Annotated in this window: 28 protein-coding genes and 1 pseudogene; 20 read left to right on the forward strand and 9 right to left on the reverse strand. The window is 66.6% G+C overall.

Features of this window, described 5'->3' with window-relative positions; genetic code table 11:
- The first annotated feature begins 109 nt into the window (after window positions 1-109).
- Both rpsR and rplI read left to right on the forward strand, forming a co-directional pair.
- The gene (gene rpsR / locus ASH02_RS01565; RefSeq protein ID WP_017933521.1) at window positions 110-346 is read left to right on the forward strand and encodes a 30S ribosomal protein S18; all 237 of its coding nucleotides are present in this window, start codon (window positions 110-112) and stop codon (window positions 344-346) included.
- Between the two features lie 14 nt (window positions 347-360).
- Window positions 361-807, forward strand: coding sequence for a 50S ribosomal protein L9 (gene rplI / locus ASH02_RS01570; RefSeq protein ID WP_056684102.1), 447 nt, complete (start codon window positions 361-363; stop codon window positions 805-807).
- 375 nt (window positions 808-1,182) lie between these two features.
- On the opposite strand, the gene ASH02_RS01575 is transcribed toward rplI, so the two are convergent.
- Complete coding sequence (locus tag ASH02_RS01575) at window positions 1,183-1,761, reverse strand: hypothetical protein (protein WP_156393683.1); 579 nt, start codon at window positions 1,759-1,761, stop codon at window positions 1,183-1,185.
- A 116-nt stretch (window positions 1,762-1,877) separates the two neighbouring features.
- Complete coding sequence (locus ASH02_RS01580; protein ID WP_056684097.1) at window positions 1,878-3,203, reverse strand: MATE family efflux transporter; 1,326 nt, start codon at window positions 3,201-3,203, stop codon at window positions 1,878-1,880.
- 508 nt (window positions 3,204-3,711) lie between these two features.
- Between ASH02_RS01580 and ASH02_RS01585 the strand changes: the two genes are divergently transcribed.
- The 5 genes from ASH02_RS01585 (at window position 3,712) to ASH02_RS01605 (ending at window position 9,522) form a co-directional block, all read left to right on the forward strand.
- Complete coding sequence (locus ASH02_RS01585; protein WP_235532613.1) at window positions 3,712-6,399, forward strand: replicative DNA helicase; 2,688 nt, start codon at window positions 3,712-3,714, stop codon at window positions 6,397-6,399.
- Between the two features lie 212 nt (window positions 6,400-6,611).
- Window positions 6,612-7,040 carry a DUF6153 family protein gene (locus ASH02_RS27435; RefSeq protein ID WP_442938350.1) on the forward strand — a complete coding sequence of 143 codons (429 nt, stop codon included), beginning with the start codon at window positions 6,612-6,614 and terminating at the stop codon, window positions 7,038-7,040.
- An 87-nt stretch (window positions 7,041-7,127) separates the two neighbouring features.
- A complete protein-coding gene (locus tag ASH02_RS01595; protein WP_056684091.1) occupies window positions 7,128-7,736 on the forward strand; it encodes a DUF305 domain-containing protein in 609 nt (202 codons plus the stop codon).
- A gap of 96 nt (window positions 7,737-7,832) precedes the next feature.
- Window positions 7,833-8,690 carry a F510_1955 family glycosylhydrolase gene (locus ASH02_RS01600; protein WP_057294154.1) on the forward strand — a complete coding sequence of 286 codons (858 nt, stop codon included), beginning with the start codon at window positions 7,833-7,835 and terminating at the stop codon, window positions 8,688-8,690.
- 43 nt (window positions 8,691-8,733) lie between these two features.
- Window positions 8,734-9,522 (forward strand): DUF3152 domain-containing protein, encoded by a 789-nt coding sequence (locus ASH02_RS01605; protein WP_056684085.1) that lies wholly within the window; start codon window positions 8,734-8,736, stop codon window positions 9,520-9,522.
- A gap of 40 nt (window positions 9,523-9,562) precedes the next feature.
- Here ASH02_RS01605 and ASH02_RS26850 read toward each other — a convergent pair whose 3' ends face one another.
- Both ASH02_RS26850 and ASH02_RS01615 read right to left on the reverse strand, forming a co-directional pair.
- Window positions 9,563-9,748, reverse strand: a complete 186-nt coding sequence (locus ASH02_RS26850; protein ID WP_056684082.1) for a heavy-metal-associated domain-containing protein — start codon at window positions 9,746-9,748, stop codon at window positions 9,563-9,565.
- Window positions 9,749-9,930: 182 nt separating this feature from the next.
- Window positions 9,931-11,931: a heavy metal translocating P-type ATPase gene (locus tag ASH02_RS01615; RefSeq protein WP_056684079.1), complete on the reverse strand. Its 2,001-nt coding sequence runs from the start codon at window positions 11,929-11,931 to the stop codon at window positions 9,931-9,933.
- Window positions 11,932-12,218: 287 nt separating this feature from the next.
- Between ASH02_RS01615 and ASH02_RS01620 the strand changes: the two genes are divergently transcribed.
- The 7 genes from ASH02_RS01620 (at window position 12,219) to ASH02_RS01650 (ending at window position 18,527) form a co-directional block, all read left to right on the forward strand.
- On the forward strand, window positions 12,219-12,599 hold the full coding sequence (locus ASH02_RS01620) for a metalloregulator ArsR/SmtB family transcription factor (protein WP_082563900.1): 381 nt from the start codon (window positions 12,219-12,221) through the stop codon (window positions 12,597-12,599).
- Window positions 12,596-13,324, forward strand: coding sequence for a cation diffusion facilitator family transporter (locus ASH02_RS01625; RefSeq protein WP_082563899.1), 729 nt, complete (start codon window positions 12,596-12,598; stop codon window positions 13,322-13,324). Before ASH02_RS01620 ends, ASH02_RS01625 begins: the two co-directional genes overlap by 4 nt.
- Before the next feature lie 189 nt (window positions 13,325-13,513).
- Window positions 13,514-14,044, forward strand: coding sequence for an NUDIX domain-containing protein (locus tag ASH02_RS01630; RefSeq protein WP_056685201.1), 531 nt, complete (start codon window positions 13,514-13,516; stop codon window positions 14,042-14,044).
- A 157-nt stretch (window positions 14,045-14,201) separates the two neighbouring features.
- Window positions 14,202-16,133, forward strand: coding sequence for a DUF262 domain-containing protein (locus ASH02_RS01635; protein ID WP_056684073.1), 1,932 nt, complete (start codon window positions 14,202-14,204; stop codon window positions 16,131-16,133).
- A 57-nt stretch (window positions 16,134-16,190) separates the two neighbouring features.
- On the forward strand, window positions 16,191-16,994 hold the full coding sequence (locus tag ASH02_RS01640) for a protein kinase domain-containing protein (protein WP_056684070.1): 804 nt from the start codon (window positions 16,191-16,193) through the stop codon (window positions 16,992-16,994).
- Between the two features lie 536 nt (window positions 16,995-17,530).
- Complete coding sequence (locus tag ASH02_RS01645; protein ID WP_200950097.1) at window positions 17,531-18,031, forward strand: dihydrofolate reductase family protein; 501 nt, start codon at window positions 17,531-17,533, stop codon at window positions 18,029-18,031.
- A gap of 211 nt (window positions 18,032-18,242) precedes the next feature.
- Window positions 18,243-18,527 (forward strand): hypothetical protein, encoded by a 285-nt coding sequence (locus ASH02_RS01650; protein WP_056684065.1) that lies wholly within the window; start codon window positions 18,243-18,245, stop codon window positions 18,525-18,527.
- A gap of 242 nt (window positions 18,528-18,769) precedes the next feature.
- Here ASH02_RS01650 and ASH02_RS26330 read toward each other — a convergent pair whose 3' ends face one another.
- Window positions 18,770-19,249: a GNAT family N-acetyltransferase gene (locus ASH02_RS26330; protein WP_056684062.1), complete on the reverse strand. Its 480-nt coding sequence runs from the start codon at window positions 19,247-19,249 to the stop codon at window positions 18,770-18,772.
- Between the two features lie 144 nt (window positions 19,250-19,393).
- Here ASH02_RS26330 and ASH02_RS26335 point away from each other — a divergent pair, with 144 nt between their 5' ends.
- From ASH02_RS26335 to ASH02_RS01675, 4 genes and pseudogenes are all read left to right on the forward strand, one after another.
- Entirely contained in the window at window positions 19,394-19,744 is a 351-nt protein-coding gene (locus tag ASH02_RS26335) for a hypothetical protein (protein WP_056684060.1), read from the forward strand.
- Entirely contained in the window at window positions 19,741-20,178 is a 438-nt protein-coding gene (locus ASH02_RS01665) for a MerR family transcriptional regulator (RefSeq protein WP_056684057.1), read from the forward strand. The genes ASH02_RS26335 and ASH02_RS01665 overlap by 4 nt, the downstream gene beginning before the upstream one ends.
- The gene (locus tag ASH02_RS01670; RefSeq protein ID WP_056684054.1) at window positions 20,175-20,462 is read left to right on the forward strand and encodes a hypothetical protein; all 288 of its coding nucleotides are present in this window, start codon (window positions 20,175-20,177) and stop codon (window positions 20,460-20,462) included. The genes ASH02_RS01665 and ASH02_RS01670 overlap by 4 nt, the downstream gene beginning before the upstream one ends.
- A gap of 13 nt (window positions 20,463-20,475) precedes the next feature.
- Window positions 20,476-20,811, forward strand: a pseudogene (locus ASH02_RS01675) (YnfA family protein).
- A 331-nt stretch (window positions 20,812-21,142) separates the two neighbouring features.
- Here ASH02_RS01675 and ASH02_RS01680 read toward each other — a convergent pair.
- Window positions 21,143-21,778 (reverse strand): TetR/AcrR family transcriptional regulator, encoded by a 636-nt coding sequence (locus tag ASH02_RS01680; protein WP_082563898.1) that lies wholly within the window; start codon window positions 21,776-21,778, stop codon window positions 21,143-21,145.
- 67 nt (window positions 21,779-21,845) lie between these two features.
- On the opposite strand from ASH02_RS01680, the gene ASH02_RS01685 reads away from it, so the two are divergent.
- Window positions 21,846-22,280: an ester cyclase gene (locus ASH02_RS01685; RefSeq protein WP_056684051.1), complete on the forward strand. Its 435-nt coding sequence runs from the start codon at window positions 21,846-21,848 to the stop codon at window positions 22,278-22,280.
- A 35-nt stretch (window positions 22,281-22,315) separates the two neighbouring features.
- Here ASH02_RS01685 and ASH02_RS01690 read toward each other — a convergent pair whose 3' ends face one another.
- From ASH02_RS01690 to ASH02_RS01700, 3 genes are all read right to left on the reverse strand, one after another.
- A complete protein-coding gene (locus ASH02_RS01690) occupies window positions 22,316-22,741 on the reverse strand; it encodes a DUF309 domain-containing protein (protein WP_056684048.1) in 426 nt (141 codons plus the stop codon).
- 226 nt (window positions 22,742-22,967) lie between these two features.
- Window positions 22,968-23,261 carry a DUF1330 domain-containing protein gene (locus tag ASH02_RS01695; RefSeq protein WP_056684045.1) on the reverse strand — a complete coding sequence of 98 codons (294 nt, stop codon included), beginning with the start codon at window positions 23,259-23,261 and terminating at the stop codon, window positions 22,968-22,970.
- 58 nt (window positions 23,262-23,319) lie between these two features.
- Window positions 23,320-23,595, reverse strand: coding sequence for a nicotinate-nucleotide diphosphorylase (locus ASH02_RS01700; protein WP_056684042.1), 276 nt, complete (start codon window positions 23,593-23,595; stop codon window positions 23,320-23,322).
- A 110-nt stretch (window positions 23,596-23,705) separates the two neighbouring features.
- On the opposite strand from ASH02_RS01700, the gene ASH02_RS01705 reads away from it, so the two are divergent.
- Entirely contained in the window at window positions 23,706-24,068 is a 363-nt protein-coding gene (locus ASH02_RS01705; RefSeq protein WP_056684039.1) for a MarR family winged helix-turn-helix transcriptional regulator, read from the forward strand.
- The last annotated feature ends 12 nt before the right edge of the window (window positions 24,069-24,080 follow it).

Consider the following 24,080-nt stretch of genomic DNA (forward strand, 5'->3'; position numbering starts at 1 on the left):
GTCGCACAGCGACCGTGGCGAGACCGCACAGCACCACAATTTCCGTTAGCCAACATCCATTCCGGCCCGCTGAGACGCGCGGCCGGGCTTCACGAAAGGGAGCACCACAATGGCCAAGGCAGTGATTCGCAAGCCCAAGAAGAAGGTTTGCCAGTTCTGCAAGGAGAAGGCGACCGGTGTCGACTACAAGGACACCACGCTCCTCCGCAAGTTCATCTCCGACCGCGGCAAGATCCGTGCCCGTCGGGTGACCGGCAACTGCGTGCAGCACCAGCGCGACGTTGCCATCGCGGTCAAGAACGCCCGCGAGGTCGCACTCCTGCCCTACACGTCCACCGGTCGCTGAGAGGATTTGCGAACATGAAGCTCATCCTGACCCAGGAAGTTGACGGCCTCGGCGCCCCCGGCGACGTGGTCGAGGTCAAGGACGGCTACGGCCGTAACTACCTCATCCCCCGCGGCGACGCGGTCCGTTGGACCAAGGGTGGCGAGAAGACCATCGAGTCCATCAAGTCCGCCCGCGCCTCGCGCGCGCTGCGCGACCAGGACCACGCCGGCGAGGTCAAGGCCAAGCTCGAGGCCGCGCCCGTCAAGGTCGCCGTCCGTGCCGGTGAAGGTGGCCGCCTGTTCGGCGCCGTGACCGTTGCCGAGATCGCCGCTGCCCTGTCCGAGACCTCGGGCGAGCAGGTCGACAAGCGCACGATCGTCGCGGGCAACCCGATCAAGGCCCTCGGCGCGCACCAGGTGTCGGTCAAGCTGTACGACGGGGTCTCCGCCACGGTGGCGCTCAACGTCGTCGCCGGCTGATCGAGCCTGTCTGACGCTGGCTGTCTGACACACCAGTCCGGTCCGCTGCCCTTCGGGGTGGCGGGCCGACTGTCATTTCCGGGCGCTCCTGGCTCCCAGTCGTTCCTGCCGGGACGTCCGGCGTGGGCGGCGGCGCGGCCGCCGGTGTTCAGGACGTCGCTTGCGCCTGGCGCGTCCCGTCGACTCGCCGACCCGCCGACGCGCTCGCTCCCCGTGACCTCAACTCTGCACCTGCATGATCGTGGTCGCCCTCGGGCCCGGATCCGGTGTCGTGACTCGACACCTGCACGATCGTGGTCGCCCTCGGCCGTCTCCGCTCGGCCGCGATCGGGTCGGTGCGAGCCTGCGCCCCCCGATCGTCCGTGGCCGGTCGGGTCAGACGGTGTCGCGCGCGGCGGCGTACGGCCTGGCGTGTGCGGCGAAGGTGTTCCAGATCAGCCAGAGCCACAGCAGGACGAAGGCCACGTCGGCGTAGCCGAGCATGGTCCTCGAGTCGGCCGCGTCGGCGATCGGCGGAAGTGCGGCCACGACGCAGGTGACCCAGCCGATGACCCCGAAGCGGCCGGTGAACTTGCGGTCCTTCCCGGCCCGGGCCGCGGAGCACACCGCCCGTGCGAACAGGAGGATGAAGAGGAGGTCGGGCAGCGACAGGGCCCACTTGAGCGCGAGCTCGGCGTCGTGCACGCGCTCGTTGACCTGGGGGAACCAGACGGCGAGTGACACGACGGCGCACACGCTGCCGATGCCGAGCAGCTGTCCGCGCTCGGACCACCGCACCGAGGACAGGCCCCACAGGACCATCGCCCACCCGATGAAGTCGGGGAGGACGTCGAGGCGCCCGAGGGTGTCGATCGCGACGACGACGAAGCCCATCGCGACCTTCTGGAGCGGGGTCATCGACGTGCGTTCCGGGCGGCTTCGGCTCTCCGGGTCCGCGGCCGGCTGGTCAGTCACGCGGCAACTGTAGTGGCCGCCCCTCCCGCGAGTAACGCCCCGTCCATGACGCTCTGCACCCCACCGGCGGGGGTCGAAGTGACCACAGGGGCGCACAAGTGCCGTCGTACGGCGACTCAGGTGGCGCCCAGCACCATCCACTTCTCACCTCGTGCGCGAAGGCCGAGCACGACCGCACGCCCCAACATGAAGCCGAAGCCGAACGCGACCCACAGCCACACCAGGTCGTCGGCGAGGAGGGCCAAGGGCGTGTAGACGATGAGTACGGCGAGCCCGCCCCACGCGAGGTAGGCGCCGTCGCCAGCGCCGATGAGCACGCCGTCCAGCACGAACACGTAGCCAGCGATCGGCTGGGCCACCGCCGCGATGAGCAGGACCGGGACGAGCTGCTCGATGACCGCCCGGTCGGAGGTGAACAGGTGGCCCATCACCGGGCTGAGCGCGGCCAGGCCGAGCCCGGTGACCACGCCCGAGGCGATGCCCCACTGCACCATGCGTCGGGTGATGGCCCGGGTGCCGGCGCGGTCGCCGGCCCCGAGGTAGCGGCCGGTGAGCGCCTGGGCCGCGATGGCGATGGAGTCCAGCACGAAGGCGAGGAACGACCAGATCGTCATCGCCAGCTGGTGGGTGGCGATCGGGGTGTCGCCGCCGGCCTGCACGGCGGCGTACGTCGTGACCAGGAGCGCGGCCCGCAGGGTCAGGGTGCGGACGACGAGTGCGACCGCGGCGTGGGCGGCGGTGCGGATCCCCGGGAGGTCGGGGCGCAGGGACGCACCTTCGCGTCGGGCGCCGCGGAGCACGACGGCCAGCAGGAGGCCGGCCATGAACACCTGGGCGATCACCGAGCCCAGTGCTGATCCCTTCAGGCCGAGCGCCGGCACCGGCCCGACGCCGTAGACCAGCGCGAAGTTGAGCACGATGTTGAGCAGGTTGCCGAGTACGGCGGCGATGAGTGGTGTGCGGGTGTCGAGCATGCCGCGGAGCACGCCGGTGGCGGCCAGCATGACCAGCAGCGGTGTGGTGCCGAGGAAGGCGATGCGCAGGTAGTCGCTGGCGTGGTCGGCGACGGTGCCGTTCGCGCCGAAGAGGCCGACCAGCCAGTCCGTGGCGAGGATGCCGGCCACGGTGGTGACGACGCCGATGATCACCGCCAGCCAGATGCCGTCGATGCCCTGGCTGATCGCCGCGCGCAGGTTCCCTGCTCCGAGCTGGCGGGCGACCGACGCGGTGGTGCCGTAGGCGAGGAAGACGCACAGTCCGACCGCGGTCTGCAGCACCGCGCCGGCGATGCCGAGGCCGGCCAGCTCCGGAGTGCCGAGGTGTCCGACGATCGCCGCGTCGGCGAGCAGGAACAGTGGCTCGGCGACCAGGGCCAGGAAGGCGGGGATCGCGAGCTTGAGGATCTCGCGGTCGACGCTGCGATCCGGGGCGCGGGTGCTCACGGGAGCAGCCTAGCGAACGTAAGAGGCACACTGCCTAGTGCCCATGACATCCGGCTCGGGGGCGGCCTGTGTGTAACCGGTGGGTATCTGTGAGCAGACGAAGCGCCAGGGCGCCATGTCGACAAAGAAACACCGGACCGTCCAGTGGGTGGTCGTCTGGAAAGAAAGTTGCCAACAACTTCCTGTCCACAGGTCGGGAGAGGCGTTTGCGCAGGTCAGAGGCGGTGTGTGACGCATGGTTTCACGTGAATCCACAGGCGCGTCCCCAGTCTGTGCACAGCGAGGTGCGTGTCGTCCACGGCGAGTCGTGAGTTATCCCCAGGTGCCTGTGGACAACGCGCTTTCGGTGGACGGTCCCGGGGACGTACGGTCACACGTCCGCGTCTTGTGAAGTCCCCGTTGCAGCTCTCCCGGAGCCGTTCTGTCGGTGGTCTCATCTAGCGTCGTGGCAGCACAGTGGACGCCGTGTCCGGGGCCGGAAATATGAAGAAGGGGAGCGACGATGAGCATGACCGACCACCCTCGCGATGACCTGCCGCCGGAGCCGGAGTGGGGCGACGGCCCTGCGTCGTACGAGCCCGGCAATGCTCCCCGTGCGTCCAACGACCGCACGCCTCCCCAGGACAACGCGGCCGAGCAGAGCGTGATCGGCTCGATGCTGCTCTCCAAGGACGCGATCGCCGACGTGAGCGAGACGATCCGCGGCACCGACTTCTACCGGCCGGCGCACGAGATCATCCACGACGCGATCATCGACCTCTTCGGTCGCGGCGAGCCGGCCGACCCGGTCACCGTCTCGGCCGAGCTGCAGCGCCGCGGAGAACTCCAGCGCATCGGCGGTGCGCCGTACCTCCACACGCTCTCGGCCAACGTGCCGATCGCCGCGAACGCCGGCTACTACGCCGAGATCGTGCGAGAGAAGGCGATCCTGCGCCGCATGGTCGATGCCGGCACCAAGATCGTGCAGATGGGGTACGCCGGCGAGGGCCAGGTCGACGCCATGGTCGACAACGCCCAGGCCGAGGTCTACAAGATCACCGACAAGCGTTCCGCCGAGGACTATGCGCCCCTGGTCGACATCATGGAAGGCGTCCTCGACGAGATCGAGGCGATCGGAAACCGTGACGGCGGCATCTACGGAGTGCCGACCGGATTCGCCGACTTCGACGACCTGACCAACGGCCTCCACGCCGGCCAGATGATCATCATTGCGGCGCGCCCGGCCATGGGGAAATCAACGCTGGCTCTGGACCTGTGCCGGGCGGCGTCGATCCACAACGGCATGACCAGCGTCTTCTTCAGCCTCGAAATGAACCGGGCCGAGATCACGATGCGCCTGTTGTCGGCTGAGGCGAAGGTGCCGCTGAACCACATCCGCAACGGCAACATGACCGATGACGACTGGGCCAAGCTCGCGCGCAAGATGGGCGAGGTCTCGTCGGCGCCGATGTTCATCGACGACTCCCCGAACATGACGATGATGGAGATCCGGTCGAAGGCTCGACGGCTCAAGCAGAACCACGACCTGCGCCTCATCGTCATCGACTACATGCAGCTGATGAGCTCGGGCAAGAAGGTCGAGTCCCGTCAGCTCGAGGTCTCGGAGTTCTCGCGTCAGATCAAGCTCCTGGCCAAGGAGCTCGAGGTCCCGATCATCGCGCTGTCGCAGCTGAACCGTGGTCCCGAGCAGCGATCCGACAAGCGACCGATGATGAGCGACCTGCGTGAGTCGGGTTGCGTCACGGCGGACACACGCATCATGCGGGCTGACAACAATGCCGAGGTCACCATCGGTGAGCTGATGGAGTCCGGCGCCAAGGACATCCCGGTCTGGGCGCTCGACGATCGACTCAAGCTGGTTCCACGCACGATGACCCACGCGTTCCCTTCCGGAACCAAGGAGGTATTCGAGCTCACGCTCGCCTCCGGTCGCACGGTCAAGGCGACAGCGAACCATCCGTTCCTGACGTACGACGGGTGGATGCCCCTGGGTGAGCTCGCACGGGGGGCCCGCATTGGCTCGATCCGCCACGTTCCGCCGCCGCTGCAGATCACGCCGCGCGACGAGGACGAGATCGTGATCCTCGCCCACATGCTCGGTGATGGCTCGTTCGTGAAGCGTCAGCCCATTCGCTACGCGAGCATCGACGAGGCCAACCTCAGTGCCGTCGGCGAGGCAGCGTCGAGGCGATTCGGCATCACACCGATCCGCGACGAGTACGAAGCTGCTCGGGTCACCACCTTGCGTCTGCCGGCGCCGTACAGGCTGGCGCGCGGACGCCGGAGCCCAATTGCTGCGTGGCTCGATGAGGACGGTCTCTTCGGTCTGCGCAGCCACGAGAAGTTCGTGCCCGAATGGGTCTTCGGCCTTCCCAAGGAACAAGTGGGCCTTTTCCTCCGCCACATCTGGGCCACCGATGGTTCGATCGGGTACGACGTGAAGAACCACCTCGGCCGCGTCTACTACGCGTCGACCAGCCGCCGGTTGGTCGACGATCTCGCGCGACTCCTGGGGCGCTTCAACGTGTTCACGCGCATCAAGCGGGTGCGCAAGCCCGGCTACCGCGACGGATGGCACCTGCATGTCTACGGAGCGGAGAACCAGCTGCGTTTCTGCGACGAGATCGGCGTGCACGGCGCTCGTGGCGAGAAGGCGCGTGCGTTGGCCGAGTCGTTGCGTGATGTGCGACCCAACACGAACCTCGACACCGTTCCCGTCGAGGTGTGGGGCCGCGTCCGTGAACTCCTCACCGAACAGAATGTGACGCACCGGGAGTTCGCATCGGCCATGGGCACCCAGTTCTGCGGATCGACGATGTGGAAGCACGCGCCCAGCCGCCAGCGTATGTCCAAGATCGCGGGCATCCTCGGCGATGCCGATCTCGAAGTGCTCGCCACGAACGACGTCTACTGGGACAGCATCACCTCGGTGAAGTCGCTCGGAGAGCAAGAGGTGTACGACGCCACCGTGCTCGGAGTGCACAACTTCGTGGCTGAGGGCATTGCCCTTCACAACTCGCTCGAGCAGGACGCGGACATGGTGATCCTGCTGCACCGCGACGACGTCTACGAGCGCGAGTCGACCCGTCCCGGCGAGGCTGATCTGATCGTGGCCAAGCACCGTAACGGCCAGACGCGTGACATTACCGTCGCGTTCCAGGGCCACTACAGCCGCTTCGTCGACATGGCCCACTGATCCTTTTGTCGAGATGCAGCGAACATTGTCGGATCGTCGCCATAGATAATCTTTTGACGTTATGTCGCGCTGAGGGGGCCGCGGGGTGCCCTCACAGGGGACGCACCTGACTCCGCGGCCCGCTCACGGCATCACGTGTGTAACGGAGCATGCGTGAACTGCGCTCGACGAACTAGTTACACTCGGCCTCAATGCTGAGGTTCCCCGCGGTCATGTCGAGCGCCCCCGGCCGGTCGCTGGCTAAGCTGCTGGTCCTGGTTGGCGTGCTCGCAGGACTGTTGGCCATGCACGGGCTCACGAACCACGGTGCAGCGGGCCACGAGGCTGGCAACGATGGCCTTGGCGCGAGTGCGACGAGCATGGAACCGGGTATGTCACACGCCGGTGATGCGTCCGCTGATGCCTCCCTCACAGAGTCGCCGAGCGGCGATCCGGAGAAGGGTTCCCGGGGCGGTATGGCCATGGTCGGTCTGTGCCTGGCTGTCCTGGTCGGCTTCGTGATCGGATACGTCCTTCGTCGACCTACACACGTGGTGTTGTTCCGTGTACCGCGAGCGCTGCGTGTGGCTGCGATCCCGGTGACCGCCACCCGGGACCGGGATCCTCCTTGCCTGTTTGAGCTCTCTGTCCTGCGGACGTGAGGGGCACGCAACCCGGCCGACGCTGAACGCGCGGTCGGGCTGCTGACGCGCGCCCACACCTTCACGTACCGCCCACAGGAGAACCCCATGATCAAGAAACTTTCAGTACTGACCGCGCTGCTCGTCGTCCTCGCCACCCTCACCGCGTGCGGAAACGACGAAGACCACGGCCAGGCACACGACACGAAGACCGCCGCAGGCGGTAGCGAGTTCAACGACGCGGACGTCGCCTTCGCCACGGACATGATGCAGCACCACGCCCAAGCCTTGGTGATGGTCGACATGACCATGGGCCGCAAGCTCGACCCTGTAGTCAAGGACCTCGTCGAGGCGATCCGCACCGCACAGGCTCCCGAGATCGAGCAGATGACCGACTGGCTCACCGAGTGGGACCAGCCGGTCCCCGAGACTGCCCGGGACCACGCCAACGCCCACGGCGAGGGCGACATGGAGATGGACCCCGAGATGCCGGGGATGATGTCGGCCGACGAGATGGCCGCCCTCGAGGCCGCGGACGGGGCCGAGTTTGAGCGGATGTGGCTGGAGATGATGATCGAGCACCATGAGGGCGCGGTCGAGATGGCCAAGTCTGAGCAGGCCGAGGGCGTCAACAAGGACGCGATCGAGATGGCCAAGTCGATCGAGTCCTCCCAGCAGGACGAGATCGCGACCATGGAGAAGCTGCTCGCCTCCTGATCTCCACGACTCCTGGGCCGGCCGTGTCCCCCGTGCACGGCCGGCCCAGGTCCTCGCCTTCTCTCGACCTACCCCGAACCCTTTTGGAGATGCACCATGCTGCGTGCTTGCTCTGTACTCGCTGCCACTCTCATCGCCCTACCCCTTGTGGCCGGCTGCGCCGGCAACAACGACACCAGAAACGTCACCCAGCCCGAGAAGCAAGTCCTCGGGCATGTCCACGGAATCGGCGTGGATCCCGCCGACGGCGCCCTCTACGCCGCCACACACGTCGGCGTGATGCGCATTGAAGACAATGGTTCCCTGACCCGCATCGCGGACCGCTGGCAGGACACCATGGCGTTCACAGTCGTCGGCCCCGGCCGTTTCCTGGGTAGCGGACATCCGGACCTGCGCGAAGACCTGCCCCCGCACCTGGGTCTGATCGAGACGGTGGACGCTGCCGAGACCTGGTCCAGCCTCTCGCTGCTCGGCGAGGCCGACTTCCACGCCCTCGATGTCGCCGGCAAACGGATCTATGCCTACGACGCCATGTCGAACCAGCTCTTGACCAGCACCGACAAGAAGCGCTGGTCGGCGCTCTCCCGGGGACAGGTCACTGACCTGGTGATCAACCCGGACAACCCACGACAGGTCCTGGTGGCCTCACCCACGGGCCGGCTTCAACAACGCAGACTCGGACAACGCGCGGCCACCACCTTGCGCGATGCGCCGCCGCTGCAGTACCTGGCCTGGCCTGAGCCCGGAGAGTTGGCCGGAATCGCCCCCACCGGGGAGGTCTACGCGAGCACCGACGGCGGAGATACCTGGACCGTCCGCGGGATCGTCCCGGGGGTGCCCGCCGCCTTCGACATTGCTGGCCGTGTCTGGCACGCAGCAAGCGACCAAGGCCTCTACAGGTCTCAGGACGGCGGGAACACCTGGGAACCACTGGTGCGGATTGCTACCCCATGAGTGTCACGCGCACGATGGGCGTCCTCATTGAGATCCCTCTGCAATGACCGGAGCCCACCGCAGCGGCACCCACAGACACCGCGGGCGGCGAGCCGCACCCGGGCCGTGGAAGACATCGATCGGGTACGCCGTCCTGATGGTCGTGCTCCTCGGCACGGGCGTGTGGATGGGGGCTGGAGCGACACTCCAGCCCCGCACCCAGGGTGCCTCAGACGTGCCGACGCGGCAGGAGTCACCCCAGATCGCGGCACCGGGTCCGGGCGTGGTGAGGATGGCGCGCCCGATGCGCCTCGACCCGCTCGTGCCTGGGCGGGGCACCGGTCGCTTCAGCATCGCGGGATCCGCTGGGTCCAGCACTGGGCCGGACCCGCTGCGGTACTCGGTGGAGGTCGAAGGCGGCCTCGAGGTTGCACCCGCGGTGTTCGCCCAGACCGTCGAGGCCGTCCTCGCGGACTCCCGGGGCTGGCGAGGCATCGGCGACTACGAGTTCGAGCGGGTCGACGAGGGTGTCGAGGTGCGCATCCTGCTCGCGACCCCCGCCACCGTCGATGAGTTGTGTGCACCCCTGGAGACCAACGGGGAGGTCTCGTGTCGCAACCTCGACCGGGTCGTCATCAACGCCAAGCGCTGGTTCTTCGGCGCCGCACCTTTCAACAGGCCACTGGAGCAGTACCAGCAATACGTGATCAACCACGAAGTCGGCCATGCCTTGGGGTACCCCCACCAGGCCTGTCCCGAAGCGGGAGACCCGGCGCCTGTCATGCTCCAACAGACCCTGGGCCTGCAGGGCTGCACACCCAACCCGTGGCCGGTCGCGGGGCCTCCGCGATGACCGTCAGGGCGGCATGGAGGCCGGACACATAGGCGGAGCGCTATCCCATCTGATAGCCCGCCTCACGCACGGCAGCAGTGACCGCGTCACCGGAGACGGGTCCGCTCGACGAGATGACCGTGACACGTCTGTTGGCCAGGTCGACCGTGACGTCGCTGACTCCTTCGATCTGCTGGATCGCCCCGGTCACCGAGGTCACGCAGTGCCCGCAGGTCATGCCGGTCACCGTGAACTCAGTGGAAGTCTGCGGGGCTTGGGCGGAGGAGGGGGGCGTCGCGGTCGAAGATTCTGACTCGGTGGAACAAGAGCACGCGGTGCACATGGTGTTTCTCCTGGTGTGGCAGTGGTGGGTGGTCTCAGCGCTGGGTGGGAAGCCCAGTGGGTGTGCCGGGGCTGGTCGGAGTGTCATCAGTCGTGAATCGGCACGTCCCCCTTGTCTTGATGGGGAACGTCCAGGGGTGCGGCGGCGTCCGGGCTGAGGTCGAGCCGGCGCAACAGTTGTGCGTTGAGGGCGACCACCACAGTGGAGGCCGACATCAGGACCGCACCAACCGACATCGGCAACAAGAAGCCGAGGGGTGCCAGCACGCCAGCGGCCAGCGGGACCGCCACCAGGTTGTAGCCGGCTCCCCAGGCCAGGTTCTGCACGCTCTTGCGGTAGGTCGCCCGGGAGAGTTCCATCACCGAGATCACCGAGCGCGGGTCGTCGGAGGCGAGGATGAGACCTGCCGATCCGATGGCTACGTCGGTACCGGCGCCGATCGCGATGCCGACGTCGGCCTGAGCCAGGGCCGGTGCGTCGTTGACTCCGTCGCCGACCATCGCGACCCGGCGTCCTTCGGCCTGCAGGGAGGCAACCGTCGATGCCTTGTCCTCTGGCCGTACGCCGGCGTAGTAGCGGTCGATGCCGAGCTCGGCGGATACGGTCGCGGCGACAGCCTCGGCGTCGCCGGTGATCATGACGACCTCCACGCCACGCTCGTGCAGCGCTCGGACCGCGGCGTGGGACTCTGCCCGGATCTCATCATCCAAACGCAGTGCGCCGACAACGGTGCCGTCGAGGACGACGTGCAAGATGATTGCGCCCTCCTTGCGCCATTCATCGGAGATGGGCAACTCGCGGCCGGTCACTTGTTCGAGAAGTGCTGGGCCGCCGACTTGAACCGTCCGACCCTCCACAGTCGCGGAGACGCCGACCGCGGGGGAAGAGCTGAAGTCCCGTGCACGGAGCACGTCGACCGAACCGTCGACCGAGGCGCGGACGATCGCGCGGGCGAGCGGGTGTTCAGAGTCGGCCTCAGCGGCAGCCGCCAGGGCCAGCACCCGATCCCGGTCGAGGTCGGCATCGGCTGCGGGCTCAACGGCGACGAGGGTGGGCTCACCCTTGGTCAGGGTGCCGGTCTTGTCGAAGAGCACGGTGTCGACCCCACGCATGGCCTCCATCTCCAGGCGGTCCTTGACCAACACCCCGCCGCGCGCAGCCCGCTCGGTTGCGATCGAGATGACCAGTGGAATGGCCAGACCCAGTGCGTGGGGGCAGGCAATGACCAACACCGTGATGGTGCGGATGACACCTTCATCAGGCAACCCGATGGCAGCCCAGACGATGGCGGTGAGAACACCAGATCCCAGGGCGAACCAGAAGAGCCAGCCCGCCGCGACATCAGCCAAGCGCTGCGCCCGCGACCCGGAACCCTGTGCGTCCGCAACAAGCCTCTGAATACCCGCCAGAGCGGTCTCCTCACCGGTCGCAGTGACCTCCACGCGAAGGCCGGAGTCAGTGGCCACCGTCCCGGCCACCACGTGGTCCCCGCCCGCGCGACGCACCGCGCGTGACTCTCCCGTGATCATCGACTCATCCACCGAGGCAGACCCCTCGACGATACGACCATCAGCGGGCACACTCCCGCCCGGACGAACGATCACGACATCGCCGACAACCAGCTCACCCGGCGCAATCACAACGACCTCGTCGCCCTCGAGACGCTCGGCCTGATCGGGAAGAAGCGCCGCCAGCGAGTCCAACGCCGAGGTGGTCCGTGCCAGGGAACGCATTTCCACCCAGTGGCCCAACAACATGATGACCACCAGTAAGGCCAACTCCCACCAGAAGTCGAGGTGGTGCGCCAGCAGGCCCGTGGTGGCGCCCCACGACGCGAGGAACGCGACCGTGATGGCCAGCGCCACCAACAACATCATCCCGGGCTGACGGCCCCGGATCTCCTCCACAGCACCCATCAGGAACGGACGGCCGAACCAGAAGAAGAGAAGCGTCCCAAGTGCCGGGGAAACCCAGTCGACGCCGGGAACATCGGGAAGCTCATACCCGAGGAGATCGGCGAACATTCCCGACAAGAGCACCGTCGGCACCGCGACCACCAAGGAACCCCAGAACAACCGACGGAACATTGCCACATGGCCTCCGTCGCCACTGTGACCACCATGTCCACTGTGTCCCGCAGAAGCGTCGTGATGAACCGGGTGCTGGTGGTCGTGGTGGACATCTTGGTCAGCGTGGATCTCGCCAGGGCTGGGCATCGCGATTCCCTCCATCAATTGGCTCTCAAAGACTCACCTCACCATATACCCCCGGGGGGTATAGATCAATCTCGCGAACCCGCATCGCCCACGCCTCAGTCGATCGCCGTCATGGATACCCTGTGGCAGAACATGCCATATGGCGTTAATATCGTCACATGGCGATGATAGAGTCGATGACCGCGCAACCCTCCCAAGGGCTCGAGGAGACCACCGCAGCCCGCGCCGCGGCCTGCCTGTTCCGCGGCATGGGCGACCCGTCGCGAGTGGCGATCCTGCGTCACCTGCTGCTCGGTGAGCACAACGTGACCGAGCTGACCACCCACCTCGGACTGGCCCAGTCCACGGTCTCCAAACACCTCGCATGCCTGCGCGACTGCGGCCTGGTGGAGTCCCGTCCGGCCGGTCGTGCCTCGGTGTTCTCGCTGACCCATCCCGACCCGGTTCTGAGAGTGTTCGCCGCCGCCGAGGAGTTGCTCGCGGCCACCGGCGACGCAGTCGTGCTGTGCCCCACCTACGGCGAAGGAGTCGCACGATGAGCAGTCACGTCCACGTGGCGACGTACGTGGACGACCCCGACCGACGCCGGCAACTCGGTCGTCGGGCCCAACTCCTGGCGGCCGCCTCGGTCTCCTACAACGTGATTGAAGCGGTCATCGCCATCACCGCCGGCCTCGTGGCCGGGTCGATCGCCCTGGTCGGATTCGGGCTCGACTCCGTGGTCGAGGTCAGCAGTGGACTGATCATCCTGTGGCAGTTCCGCCACCCCCTGCCCGAGTCACGGGAGCGCCGCGCTCTTCGACTGATGGCACTCTCCTTCTTCGCGCTCGCCGCCTACGTGAGCGTCGAGTCCCTGCGTGCCCTGGTCGGTGGCCACGACCCCGACGCCTCGCCCGTCGGCATCGTGCTGGCCGCAGCATCGCTGGTGATCATGCCGTTCCTGTCCTGGGCACAACGGCGCACCGGCAAGAGCCTGGGATCGAACGCTGTGGTAGCCGACTCCACGCAGACCTTGCTGTGCACCTACCTCTCCGCGGTACTCCTGGTCGGCCTGATCCTCAACGCCACACTCGGCTGGTCCTGGGCCGACCCGATCGCAGGGCTGGTCATCGCCGCGGTCGCCGCGCGGGAAGGACTCGAGGCCTGGCGCGGCGAGGGCTGTGCCTGCGCGCCGACCCCACTACAGAACTCCAGCCCTGATGTCACCACAGGCGACACGTGTGCAGACAACTGCTGCGCACACGACGAGGGCTACCACAGATAGTCCGCGTGCACTTTGCCCGCAGTCCGGCCAAGGCCCTGATCCGCTAAAGTCGCCCGGCTGAGTCCCGTCAATCTTTCCTGCGTCTCGACAGATGTCGAGATGCAGCGAAGATTGACAAACCGTTGTCATTGTCAAGATCTACTCGCGCGGTAGACATTCGTTGGCTGGTGCACACTGGCTCATGTGGAGATGCTCAGCAGCAGGCAGGTGTACGCCGACGCGTGGCTGTCCGTGCGCCAAGACAGAGTTCGCCGTTTGGATGGCTCAAGTGGCGACTACAGCGTGGTCGAATCAGCCGACTGTTCGCTCGTGATCCCCCTCGACGGGGACCGGGTGCGCCTGGTTGAGCAGTACCGCTACCCGGTGGCTGGTCGCCGTTGGGAGTTCCCTTCGGGCAGCACCGACCAGTCCGACATCGACGCGAGCGCGGTCGCGGCACGCGAGTTGCGTGAGGAGACGGGGCTGATCGCCACCACTCTGCGCTCACTGGGCAGCCTCGACACGATGCCGAGCACCCTGAGCCAGCAGTGCAAAGTGTTCTTGGCGACAGGCCTCACGCAAGCGAGTCCTCAGCCGGAACCCGAGGAACAAGACATGCGGTCGGCCTGGTTCACCAGGTCCCAGGTCGAGCGCCTCATCACCGAGGGCACCATCTCCGATGCGAAGTCCATCGCCGCGTACGCACTACTGCTGCTGATCGAGTCCGCTTCTCCGGAATGACTGCCCGGCACGATCAGGTGACAACCGAGCGGCCTAGTCAGTTCACGGCGATCGCTGCGGTGTCGCGAGGCAGGCGCACCTTGAAGTGATTCTGAACTACTGACGCCTGCGATTGCGCAGTCTAAGGTCGAAGCAGCCCACCCCAGCGAGGAGCCGCATGCAAGCCGGAGACGTAAAGCTCGGGTCGATCTTCTTCGACAACCACCGCTATGAGATCCCGATGTTCCAGCGGCCCTACGTATGGGGCGAGGAGTACAACTGGACTCCACTGTGGGACGACATCGCAGCCGCTGCCGAAAGCGTGGTCGATGACATGGTCAGCGGAGAGTGGCCGGACGAGCCGCCAACTTACTTCCTCGGTGCCATCGTGGTGAAGGCGACTCCGAACCATCCGCAGCGACTCGGCGGGTCGATTCTTGTTGATGGACAGCAGAGGCTGACCACGTTGCAGGTGATGTTGGCGGCGGCGCGCTCCATCGCTGTCGAGCTCGGAGCCGAGAGCGCGGCGGGCCGGTTTGAGGAGTGGGTTGAGAACAGCGCGAAGGCGGTCCACGAGAAGTGGCCCGACGATAAGTACAAGCTGTGGCCGCTGCCTCAGGATCGGCCGCAGTACTTGTGGGCGGTGCGGCACCCAGACGATGAGTCACCATGTCCGGACGCTGCCCACCGGATCTCGGAGGCTCGGCTGTGGTTCGAAAATGCGATTCGGGAGTGGGCGACGTGCGATGGCGACCCGAGTGACCGGCTGGACGCACTGCACAGTGCCTTGGAGAATCGCATCGCCCTGGTTCGCATCACCTTGGAGAAGACGGACAACGCTCAGGTCATCTTCGAGGCCCTCAACCACCGTGGTGTCGAGCTCTCACAATCCGACCTGATCAAGAATCTGCTCTTCCGCATGGTCGAGGACCAGGGCCAGCGACACCTCTCCGAGTCGTTGCTCGTTGACCACTGGTTGCCACTCGACGGCCGCAGATGGCGTGCGGAGACGATCACCGGTCGTATCAAGCGCAGCCTGCTTGATCAGGTGGCGGCCTACTGGCTCACAGCTCGACGACTCGAAGTCGTCTCGGTCGAGCGACTCTTCGACGAGTTCAAAGCGTGGTTCCTCGAGGGTGGCCTGAACGCGGGCAACGTCATCAAGGAGATCCGCCGGTATGCCGACCTGTACGACGCTCTCGTCAACGATCCGCCCGATGAGCCCACGGCAACGCTCGTGGATCTCGTCATCGCGACCAAGACCAACACCGCGTGGCCCCTTATCCTCGGCATCTACGCTGACGACCGTGTCTCCCAGGCGCAACGCCAGAAGGCCTCCGAGGCTCTGACTTCGTACCTCACCCGTCGGATGTTGTGCGGTCTGACGACGAAGGACTACAACCGCATCTTCGTTGCTGTACTCAAGAGTGCGAGCCAACGTGCCGCCGAGGATGGATTGGCTGGTGACGAGATTGAAGAGCAACTGGCTCACTTGGCCGGCGAGTCTCGCAACTGGCCCGACGACGGTGAGTTTGTGGCTTGCATCTTCGGATCCAACTTCTATGCTCTGAGCAGGCCGCGCCAGCGGGCCTTCTTTGCCGGCATTGAGAACCACCTCCGCGACAACAAGGCCGAGGACGCCACTCCAATCCGAGCCCGGTGGGAGTACCTCAACATCGAGCACGTCATGCCGCAGAAGTGGCGAGAGCACTGGCCATTGCCGGACCCGGACGACGGGGACGATGCCGCGAAGCGAGAGCAGGCAATTAACACCGTCGGCAATCTCACGCTCACCAATGGGCGCCTCAACTCTCAGATGCGCAACGAGGCCTGGCCGACCAAGAAGCCGGCACTCCAGCAGAAGAGCACCATGCTCATCACCACCGCCTCGATCCTGTCTGCCCCAACGGGCGTCGACAGAGACGACGCAGCAGTCTGGGCTGCCGAGTGGACCGAAGACCGCATCGCCAGGCGCAGCGTGTACCTGACACAGATGGCGCTCAAGGTTTGGCCGCGGCCCGACATCGAGGTCACCGAAGAAGAAACCGACGAGCCCGACGAGTTGGACGACCCTGACGGCGGAGACGCCAACGACGAAGAGCAGGAGTAACCGGGTACTCCCACTGCCCGGTGCCGACTGGACATCATCATTGAAAGGACGCCGAGCATGCGACGACTCCCCGTAGGCACCGTTATCGAGAACCAAGTCAGTGGCACCGCCTACCGAATCCAGGCCTTCCTGGGGGAGGGTGGGTTCGGCGCTGCCTACGGCGCCTTCCACATCGACGACGACGGTGACGAGTATGGCGAACCGGTGTGCCTGAAGTTCACCTCGGACGCCCGCGTTTGGCACGGCGAAGCCTTCTTCGCGGGCCTGTTACACGACCACACGAACGTCGTCCGTCAGCGAGACGCCTTCCCCACGATGGTGGTTGACGGGCGCGGCACGAGGATGGTCTTCGCGATCGAGATGGACTACATGGATACCGGCACGGTCAGGGACGCCTGCTACGACGGTCGCCTGCCCTGGCCAGAGGACCGCGTGGTCAGAAAAATTCGGGGCTTGCTGCAACCGCTGTCGCTGCTCCACAACATGGGGACCTCACATCGAGACATCACGCCGGGCAACGTCTACGTCGCAAACCGGGCCGTGCTCAAGCTGGGCGACTTCGGCATCACCAAGACTGGCTTCAAGAAGCTGGGAGTCCGCGCCGATGCCATGGCGCCCTACTACGCGCCAGCCGACATCGGCGCCTTCTGGCGCCCCGCCGACGACATCTACCAGGTCGGCCTGCTGATGATCACGCTCCTATCCGGCGAGGAGACTGGCAACTCCGTCCGAAAGGTCGAGGTCAACCCCCTCACGAGCCGCGACTACGGTCTGCGCGAAGCCATCAAGAAGGCTATCTCCGTAAAGTCCCAGCGCCCGCAGACCGCCGCAGAGTTGGCCGACCTCCTACCGAGACGCTGAGGGCACATCACTCTGCTGGACTCCACTTGAGTGGCACCCTGTCTCCTCGCGGCCACCAAGGAACTGAAGTCAGGGCTCGGGATCCAGTCGCCCGTTCTCTAGGCCAGCTCCCAGATTGGGGAGGTCGGCATTACACCCATTGACTGGGATCGAGCTCCGCGCGACACCTCACCTTCGGACACCCGTACTTTGACGACGTCGTCCGTTCGCCCCAGTTTTGTCAAAGATCCCCGCGAGAGGTTCGTCAATGGTTACTGCATCTCGACATGACGTTGTTGTCGAGATGAGCGATCTTTGACGGGCTGTCGTCGTAGTCAAACAATTGACGTCATGTCGCACTGAGGGCCTGTGAGGACGCGAGAAACCGGCTCCCGATTGGCTCGCGTCTCGTGGTGCCTGGGGTTCTTGATCATTGCCGTCGAACCGCGCGCTCATGCCGAGGACAGCGCGGCGGGTCGACCCACCATCTCCGACGGGCGATGAGTTTGCGGAGTGGTTCGGGTCGGACCCTGTAGCCGTCCCGGAAGGAGCCCCCCATGCGCGTCTTGGTCGTCAACCACGTCACCCTCGACGGGGTCCTGCAGGGGCCGGGCCGCCCCGACGAGGACACTCGCGACGGCTTCCGGCACGGGGGGTGGGCGCAGCAGGCGGCGAACGCCCCGGAGATAACCACCGCACTCAGTGAGCGGATGGGAAATAGGTTCTCCTGGCTGTTCGGCCGGCGCAGTTACGAGGACATGCTCGGCCACTGGAACGAGGTCGGCGGCCCGTTCAAGGACGGCCTGAACCAAACGACGAAGTACGTCGCCTCCTCCAGTCCTGACATCAACCTGCCTTGGCCGAACTCCATCCTGCTGAGCGGCGACGTCCCTGCCGCGGTCAGCGCCCTGCGCGAGCAGCCCGGCGGCAACCTCGTGATCATGGGTAGCGGTCAGCTCATCCGTTCCTTGGTCCCCCACGCGCTGGTCGACGAGCTGTTCCTGATGATCCACCCGGTCGTGCTTGGCTCTGGCCGGCGCCTGTTCGGTCCGACGTAGGGCCGGATTGCGCTAACGCTCGTCGACAGTGCCACCACGTCCACCGGCGTGATCATGGCGACCTACCGCCCTTGACTGTCTCAACTCCCGAGCGCGGAGGTCACGAACGCCGGCACCGCGTTGACCCCATCCCACGGGCGAGGCCAACTGATGGCAGGCGCCGCCGTCCGAACATGGTGCTCGTCGAATCCGACGTCAGCACGCTCTCTCTATGCCGCTGATCGGGCGCTTCCCCTGGGCGCGCCTCTTGATCAGCGCCGCCGAACCGCGCGCTCATGCCGAGAGTCGGGCTCGGTGCGTGCTCGCCGAGCCGTGCAAGACGCTAGAGTCGAACGCGCTGAAGGCAGGAGGAAGCATGGAAGACGACAAGCCACCATCGCCCGGATATCTGTGGCGACCCGGCTCCTCGCCTCAGGACAACCCACTCCACATCGTTGTTGCCATCGTCATCGGTCTCGTGCTCGTGGGCGTAGTCGTCCTCGCAATGCTCACCTGACGCGCTGCTCCGAGTACCTAGCGCGGGCGTGTGCAGACTCCTCCCCGACCTTGCTGCGATCAGTACGGCGCCGTAGCGTCCGCTCGTGCCGCAGACAGTACGGCGGCATAGTGTCCGCTACTGCCGCATTGCGCGCACTCTGCTCTCGGCGTAGCCGAGCCCTGGTCTGTCAAAGTTGCCCGCCTGAGACCCGTCAATCTCCGCTGCGTCTCGACAGCCCAACAACAACACACTGCCGCGGGTCACTCCACGAGCTGCATCTCCTCGACCCGCAGCTCCGACCCTTCCCGAAGTGGCTCCCGCACGCCGGTCGGCTGGAAGCCGTGGGCGACATACAGCCGGCGTGCGGCCTGGTTGTCCTCGGTCACCTGCAGCCGTACGCCGAGGTCGCGGTCGCGGCACCAGTTCACCAGGTCGGCGAGGAGCCCGCCGCCGCACCCACGGCCGCGGGCCTCGGGCGCCGTCCACATGCCCCAGATTTCGGCAACGGCGCTGTCCGGGGGCGTGAACACACCACCCATCGCGACCGCTCGGCCGTCCTCCAGCACCACCAGGACCAGTGCAGAGCCCTCGGCCCGCTGCCGCCAGACGTTCTCCGTGAACGCCCGCGCCTCGGCGAGCGTCGTTCTGAAGGCGTCGGGAGAGTCGGCCAGCGCCCGCACACTGACGTCGCGGAGCAGCGACCAGTCAGCAGCGGTGATGCTGCGCACATCGAGGTTCACGGCACCGAGGTTGCCAGCAAACCGCGTCGTATTGCCACCAGATTTCAACGCGGCTCCTGGCCAATGAGCGCTCGCCTCAAGGCGGGCAGTTGCTGGCACCGCAGGCTTGCATCCCGTACCTGGGTCCGGGTTTATCGTCGGGGCATGACGACGAATCTCATCCACGACGACTGGGTCCCTGAGGCCTGCACCCTCCCAACCGTCGAGCAGCCCGTGCGCCGGAGCGAGTTCGACGACCTGTTCGCCAGAGATGTCCTCGCGGTCTTCCGGGAGTCGCCGAACCGGATCCGACTCGAGTTGCGCTCGGACCCGGCGACTGCAGCGCGGGCCGCAGACCTGGCCGCGAAGGAGGCAGGCTGCTGCTCGTTCTTCTCCTTCCAGCTCGTCATCGCCGAAGGCCAGGTGTCGCTGGCCATCGAGACGACACCGGCGCATCAGCCCGTGCTTGAAGCGTTCGGCGCCCGCGCCGAGTCCCGAGCAGGAGCAGCCTCGTGAGCACCGGCCTGCGGGCCGGGCAGGTGGCTGACGCGGCGGGTGTGAACGTGGAGACGCTGCGCTACTACGAGCGACGCGGGATCATCCCAGAACCCGACCGCAGCTTGGGCGGTCACCGTCTCTACTCGGATGCCACCGTGACGACTCTGCGGGTCATCAAGGCGGCGCAGCGGTTAGGGTTCACGCTCGCTGAGGTGACCGAACTCCTCGAAGCAGGCCGCCACCACCACGGCACTGCTGGAGGCCTGCAGTCCCGCACCGACGCCAAGCTCGCTGAAGTCGACCAGAAGATCGCCGACCTGCAAGTGATTCGGACCAGTCTGATCGCTGCGCGTGACGCCGGCTGCGACGACCTGATCCATTGCGCCGAGTCGGACTGCTGCCCGATCCCCTTCGTCCAGATCGTAACCGTGCCTGAGGCGAGCAAGCCGTGAAGGTCTCCCTCAAGGACCGTCACCTCTACGGCGCCGGGGCGGCAGCCTGCACAGTCTGTTGCGCCGCGCCGATCCTTACCCTGCTTGGGATCGCCGGTGCCGCAGCCACGGTCGCGACCTTCGTCTTCGCCGGCACCGTGTTCGCCCTGGTCGTCGCAATCGGGTCCGTGCTCGCGGTGTGGAGCAGGCGGCACCAGGAGCCTCGACCGTCCGACAGTGTCCATCCCAGACCCGTGCACCTCGAGCTCGCCACCACCAGGACCGAACCGCCCGGCGCGGACTGACATGATCGCCGCCATGGACGTCATGCGCTCGCTCTCACTGTTCGTCGCTGCCGCGGTCGCCGAGATCGGCGGGGCATAGCTGGTCTGGCAGGGCGTCCGTGAGCACCGTGGCATGGTCTGGATCGGCGCCGGGATCATCGCGCTCGGGCTTTACGGCTTCGTCGCCACACTCCAACCCGACGCCAACTTCGGCCGTATTCTCGCCGCCTACGGCGGTGTATTCGTCGCCGGTTCGCTTGCCTGGGGCATGGCGCTGGACGGATTCAAACCCGACCGATGGGACATCGCCGGAGCACTGGTTTGCCTCGTCGGCGTCGCGATCATCATGTACGCACCGCGAGACGCCTGACACCGCCACCGCCAACACATGAGCCCACCGGCGCCGCCGAACGCTACTTTGATGAGGACACGAAAGAGACCCCGATCCGTCAATGTTGCCGGCTGAACCTACGTCGCCATGGACAATCTTTTGACGTCGTGACGTGCTGGGTCGGTGGCGTGACGTGAGCCGCGCGTCCCCGAGCGGACATCACGGACCAGGCAGGGTGGGCATCACGAGAGTCCGATGATTCTGCTGGCGTGTGCCTCGCCTCATCCTGCTGAACGGCACGCCGGGCATCGGAGAGTCGCCGCTGGCGAGCCGGTCATCGCGGGAGCTCAGTCCGGCACGAGTGGTCGGCTCAGCCGAACAACGCGATGAGCTGTCCGGCGAGCCAGGCTTCGTACTCGGCCGGCGACCAGCCCCGGCGGCGTACCAGCCGGTCGTAGCAGTCCGGGGAGTTCAAGGTCCACACCGCGTCGATCAATCGGTGGAGGCCGTGTTCATCCGGGGACTGTTCCGGGAGGCCGATCCGGTCGCGCATTCCAGTGATCGCGTGGGTGGTGCCGACGTACCGTTCCTGCTCGATGGTCGCCATGAACTCGAGCAGTGTGGCATCCGTGCCGTGTGCCAACAGTGCCCCGAGCAGCGGTCCCGCCCGGCCCGAGAGCACCCGAATCCACGCTGCGTACGCGCGCGCGAACGCAGGCCGGTCGACAGAGTCGAACATCGCCCGGAACTCCGGCCGATCGCTCATCGGCACCTCAGCGTCGTCGCCGGCCATCATCTGGTCGTAGACCGCCTTCACCACGGCCGCCTTGTTGCCGACAGAGTTGTAGACCGTCTGCGGGCTCACGCCTGCGGCCGCCGCCAGCGAGGTCACGGTCATGCTGGCGTACCCGTCGTGGAGGAGCAGGTCACGTGCGGTCTCCACGAGCGACGTCCGGGTCCGCTGCGCTCCCTGGACACGGGTGGGGCTGTCGTAGGCCCTTGCCATCTGTCGCTCCAGTTCACTAGATTGCAATTCCAATGGAATGTCATTCCAATGTTCAAGGAGTCTAGCCATGAATCTGAATCCGGCGCAGGCGGCGGCGCTGCGCGTCTTCGACGCCATCAACTCCGGTGATCTCGACTGCCTCGACGAGCTGGTCACCGACGACTTCGTCGACCACGGCTCCCCGTTCCCCCTCCCGCCCGGCCCGATCGGTTACCGGCAGATCCTCACCTTCGTCACCCAGGTTCTTCGGATCCGATACGACGTGGAGGACGTGTTCTCGACCCAGGACCGGGTCGTGGTTCGAGCGACGGCACGCGGCGCCGGAGTGGAGGCGGTGCACGGACCGGGTGTGGAGGGCCGTGGCTACTCGATGACCACCGTGCACATCTATCGCACCGAGGGCGATCGGCTCGCCGAGCACTGGGGCGTGCGCGACGAGTACGGAGCGCGCGTCCAGCTCGGCACGATTGCCGCGCCGGACCCGGCAGCGCTGAGCCGGTGACCCGAGCCGACGGCCACCTGAGGAGCAGGTCGATGTCAATCGGTCCCGGCCATGCGGCGGATCCGCGTCCGGAACTCCGTCAGGTCCAGCCCGTACGTCGGACCGCCGGCGGCGGCGTAGCGCTCAAGCCGGCCGTTGCCGCGTTCGAGCAGCCGCCCGGCGCCGGTGGCGTTGCCGCGGAGGGCGTGGGTCAGCCCCACGCACAGCTGGGCCAGTCCCTGCCAGAGGTCGTGCTCGGCGTCAGGGGCGTCCTTCCAGCGGGCCTCGAAGACCTCGTGGGCCGAGAACGGCCGGCCCTGGTCCAGCAGCTCGATGGCGAATCGCACTGTCTGCAGGGGCGGTAGGGGATCTTCGGAGACCGGCTCGACGCCCTCAGCGCCGTACGGCAGCGGTCGGCCGAGCTCGTCGCGCGGCCTGGCCTGGCGTGGCCGGCCCTCCTCGTCGCGATCCCTGGTCACCATGGGGCCACCCTGTCGCCCCGCACGAGCACAGGCAAGCCGGAGGACGGCGACATGCTGGCAGGACGACACCAACTGGGGGATCCGCAGCGAGATCAGGAGTCCTGGGTGGCGAGGGAGTGGACGCCGCCGCAGGACTCGGCAAGTTCTGTTCCGAACAACTCTGCGGGGGTGTGCGCGCCGGGTACGCCCTGGCCGACGGCCAGCCGCGACGCGGCCCGCGGGCCGGTCAGTCGATGCCCTCGACGATACGGAAGTCGCGCTCGACGCTGTCGGACAGGGCGCCCAGCGCCTCCTGGTAGGCCACGCTCTCGTACGTCGCGACGGCCTGCTCGAAGCTGTCGAACTCGACCAGAACGACGCGCTGCGTGGTCCCGGACTCGTGGGCGACGACTCGACCGTCACGGGACAGGGTGCGCCCGCCCCCAGCCTGGACGGCCGTTCGGGCCAGCTCGTTGTAGGCGGTCAGCCTGTCCGGGTCGGAAATGGTGCGGTAGACGCTGACCCAGTAGCCCTTGGCCATGGAAACCTCCTGTGATCGGCCGGACACGTCCGGCTTCGAACTGACAGCCAGGGCGCGTTCACGCATGAGGTGCCGTCGGCGTCAACAACAGACTGAGGTCGAAGGCCGGCGCGCTGTGGGTGATGGCGCCGACGGATATCGCGTCGACCCCGGTCTCCGCGACGGCCCTCACCGTGTCCAGCGTGATGGATCCAGACGCCTCGAGTCGGGGCCCATCCGGCCCGCGCATGGTCACGATGTCCCGCATGTCTTCGAGGGACATGTTGTCCAGCATGATCCACTCGACTCCCGCGCGGAGCGCCTCGATGGCCTGGGCCTTCGACTCGACCTCCACCTCGACGGCGACGCCCCGCGCGTCAAGCCGTTAATCGTGGCGCTTCCACTGCGATCGGATCGGCCCTCTACGGGCTGGCCACCAGGGCTGTGAGACGCCAGCCGCGCGGCATGAGCATCACGTCCGCCGCCACCCTGGCCACCCTGCACAGGTCCGGTCCGCGGCGGATCACCGATCTGGCCGTGATCGAGGGGGTCACCCAGCCAGCAATGACCGTCCTGGTCCGGGTGCTGGAGGAGTCCGGACTGGTCGAGAGGACGGGCGACGCGTCCGACAAGCGGGTCACGCTGGTGTGCCTGACCGAGGCCGGCGCGTCGTACGTCGAGACGCGGCGCCAGGCTGGCGTCGATGCGTTCGCGCGGCTGATCGACGAACTCGCCGAGGACGAAATCGAGGCCCTGGTGGCGGCGCTTCCGGCGCTGGTGCACCTGGCAGAGCTCGAGAACGAGGACCGGGAAGGGCCGAAGCGGTGACGAGGCGCACCC

The organism is Nocardioides sp. Soil796, from assembly GCF_001429525.1.
Lineage (GTDB): Bacteria > Actinomycetota > Actinomycetes > Propionibacteriales > Nocardioidaceae > Nocardioides.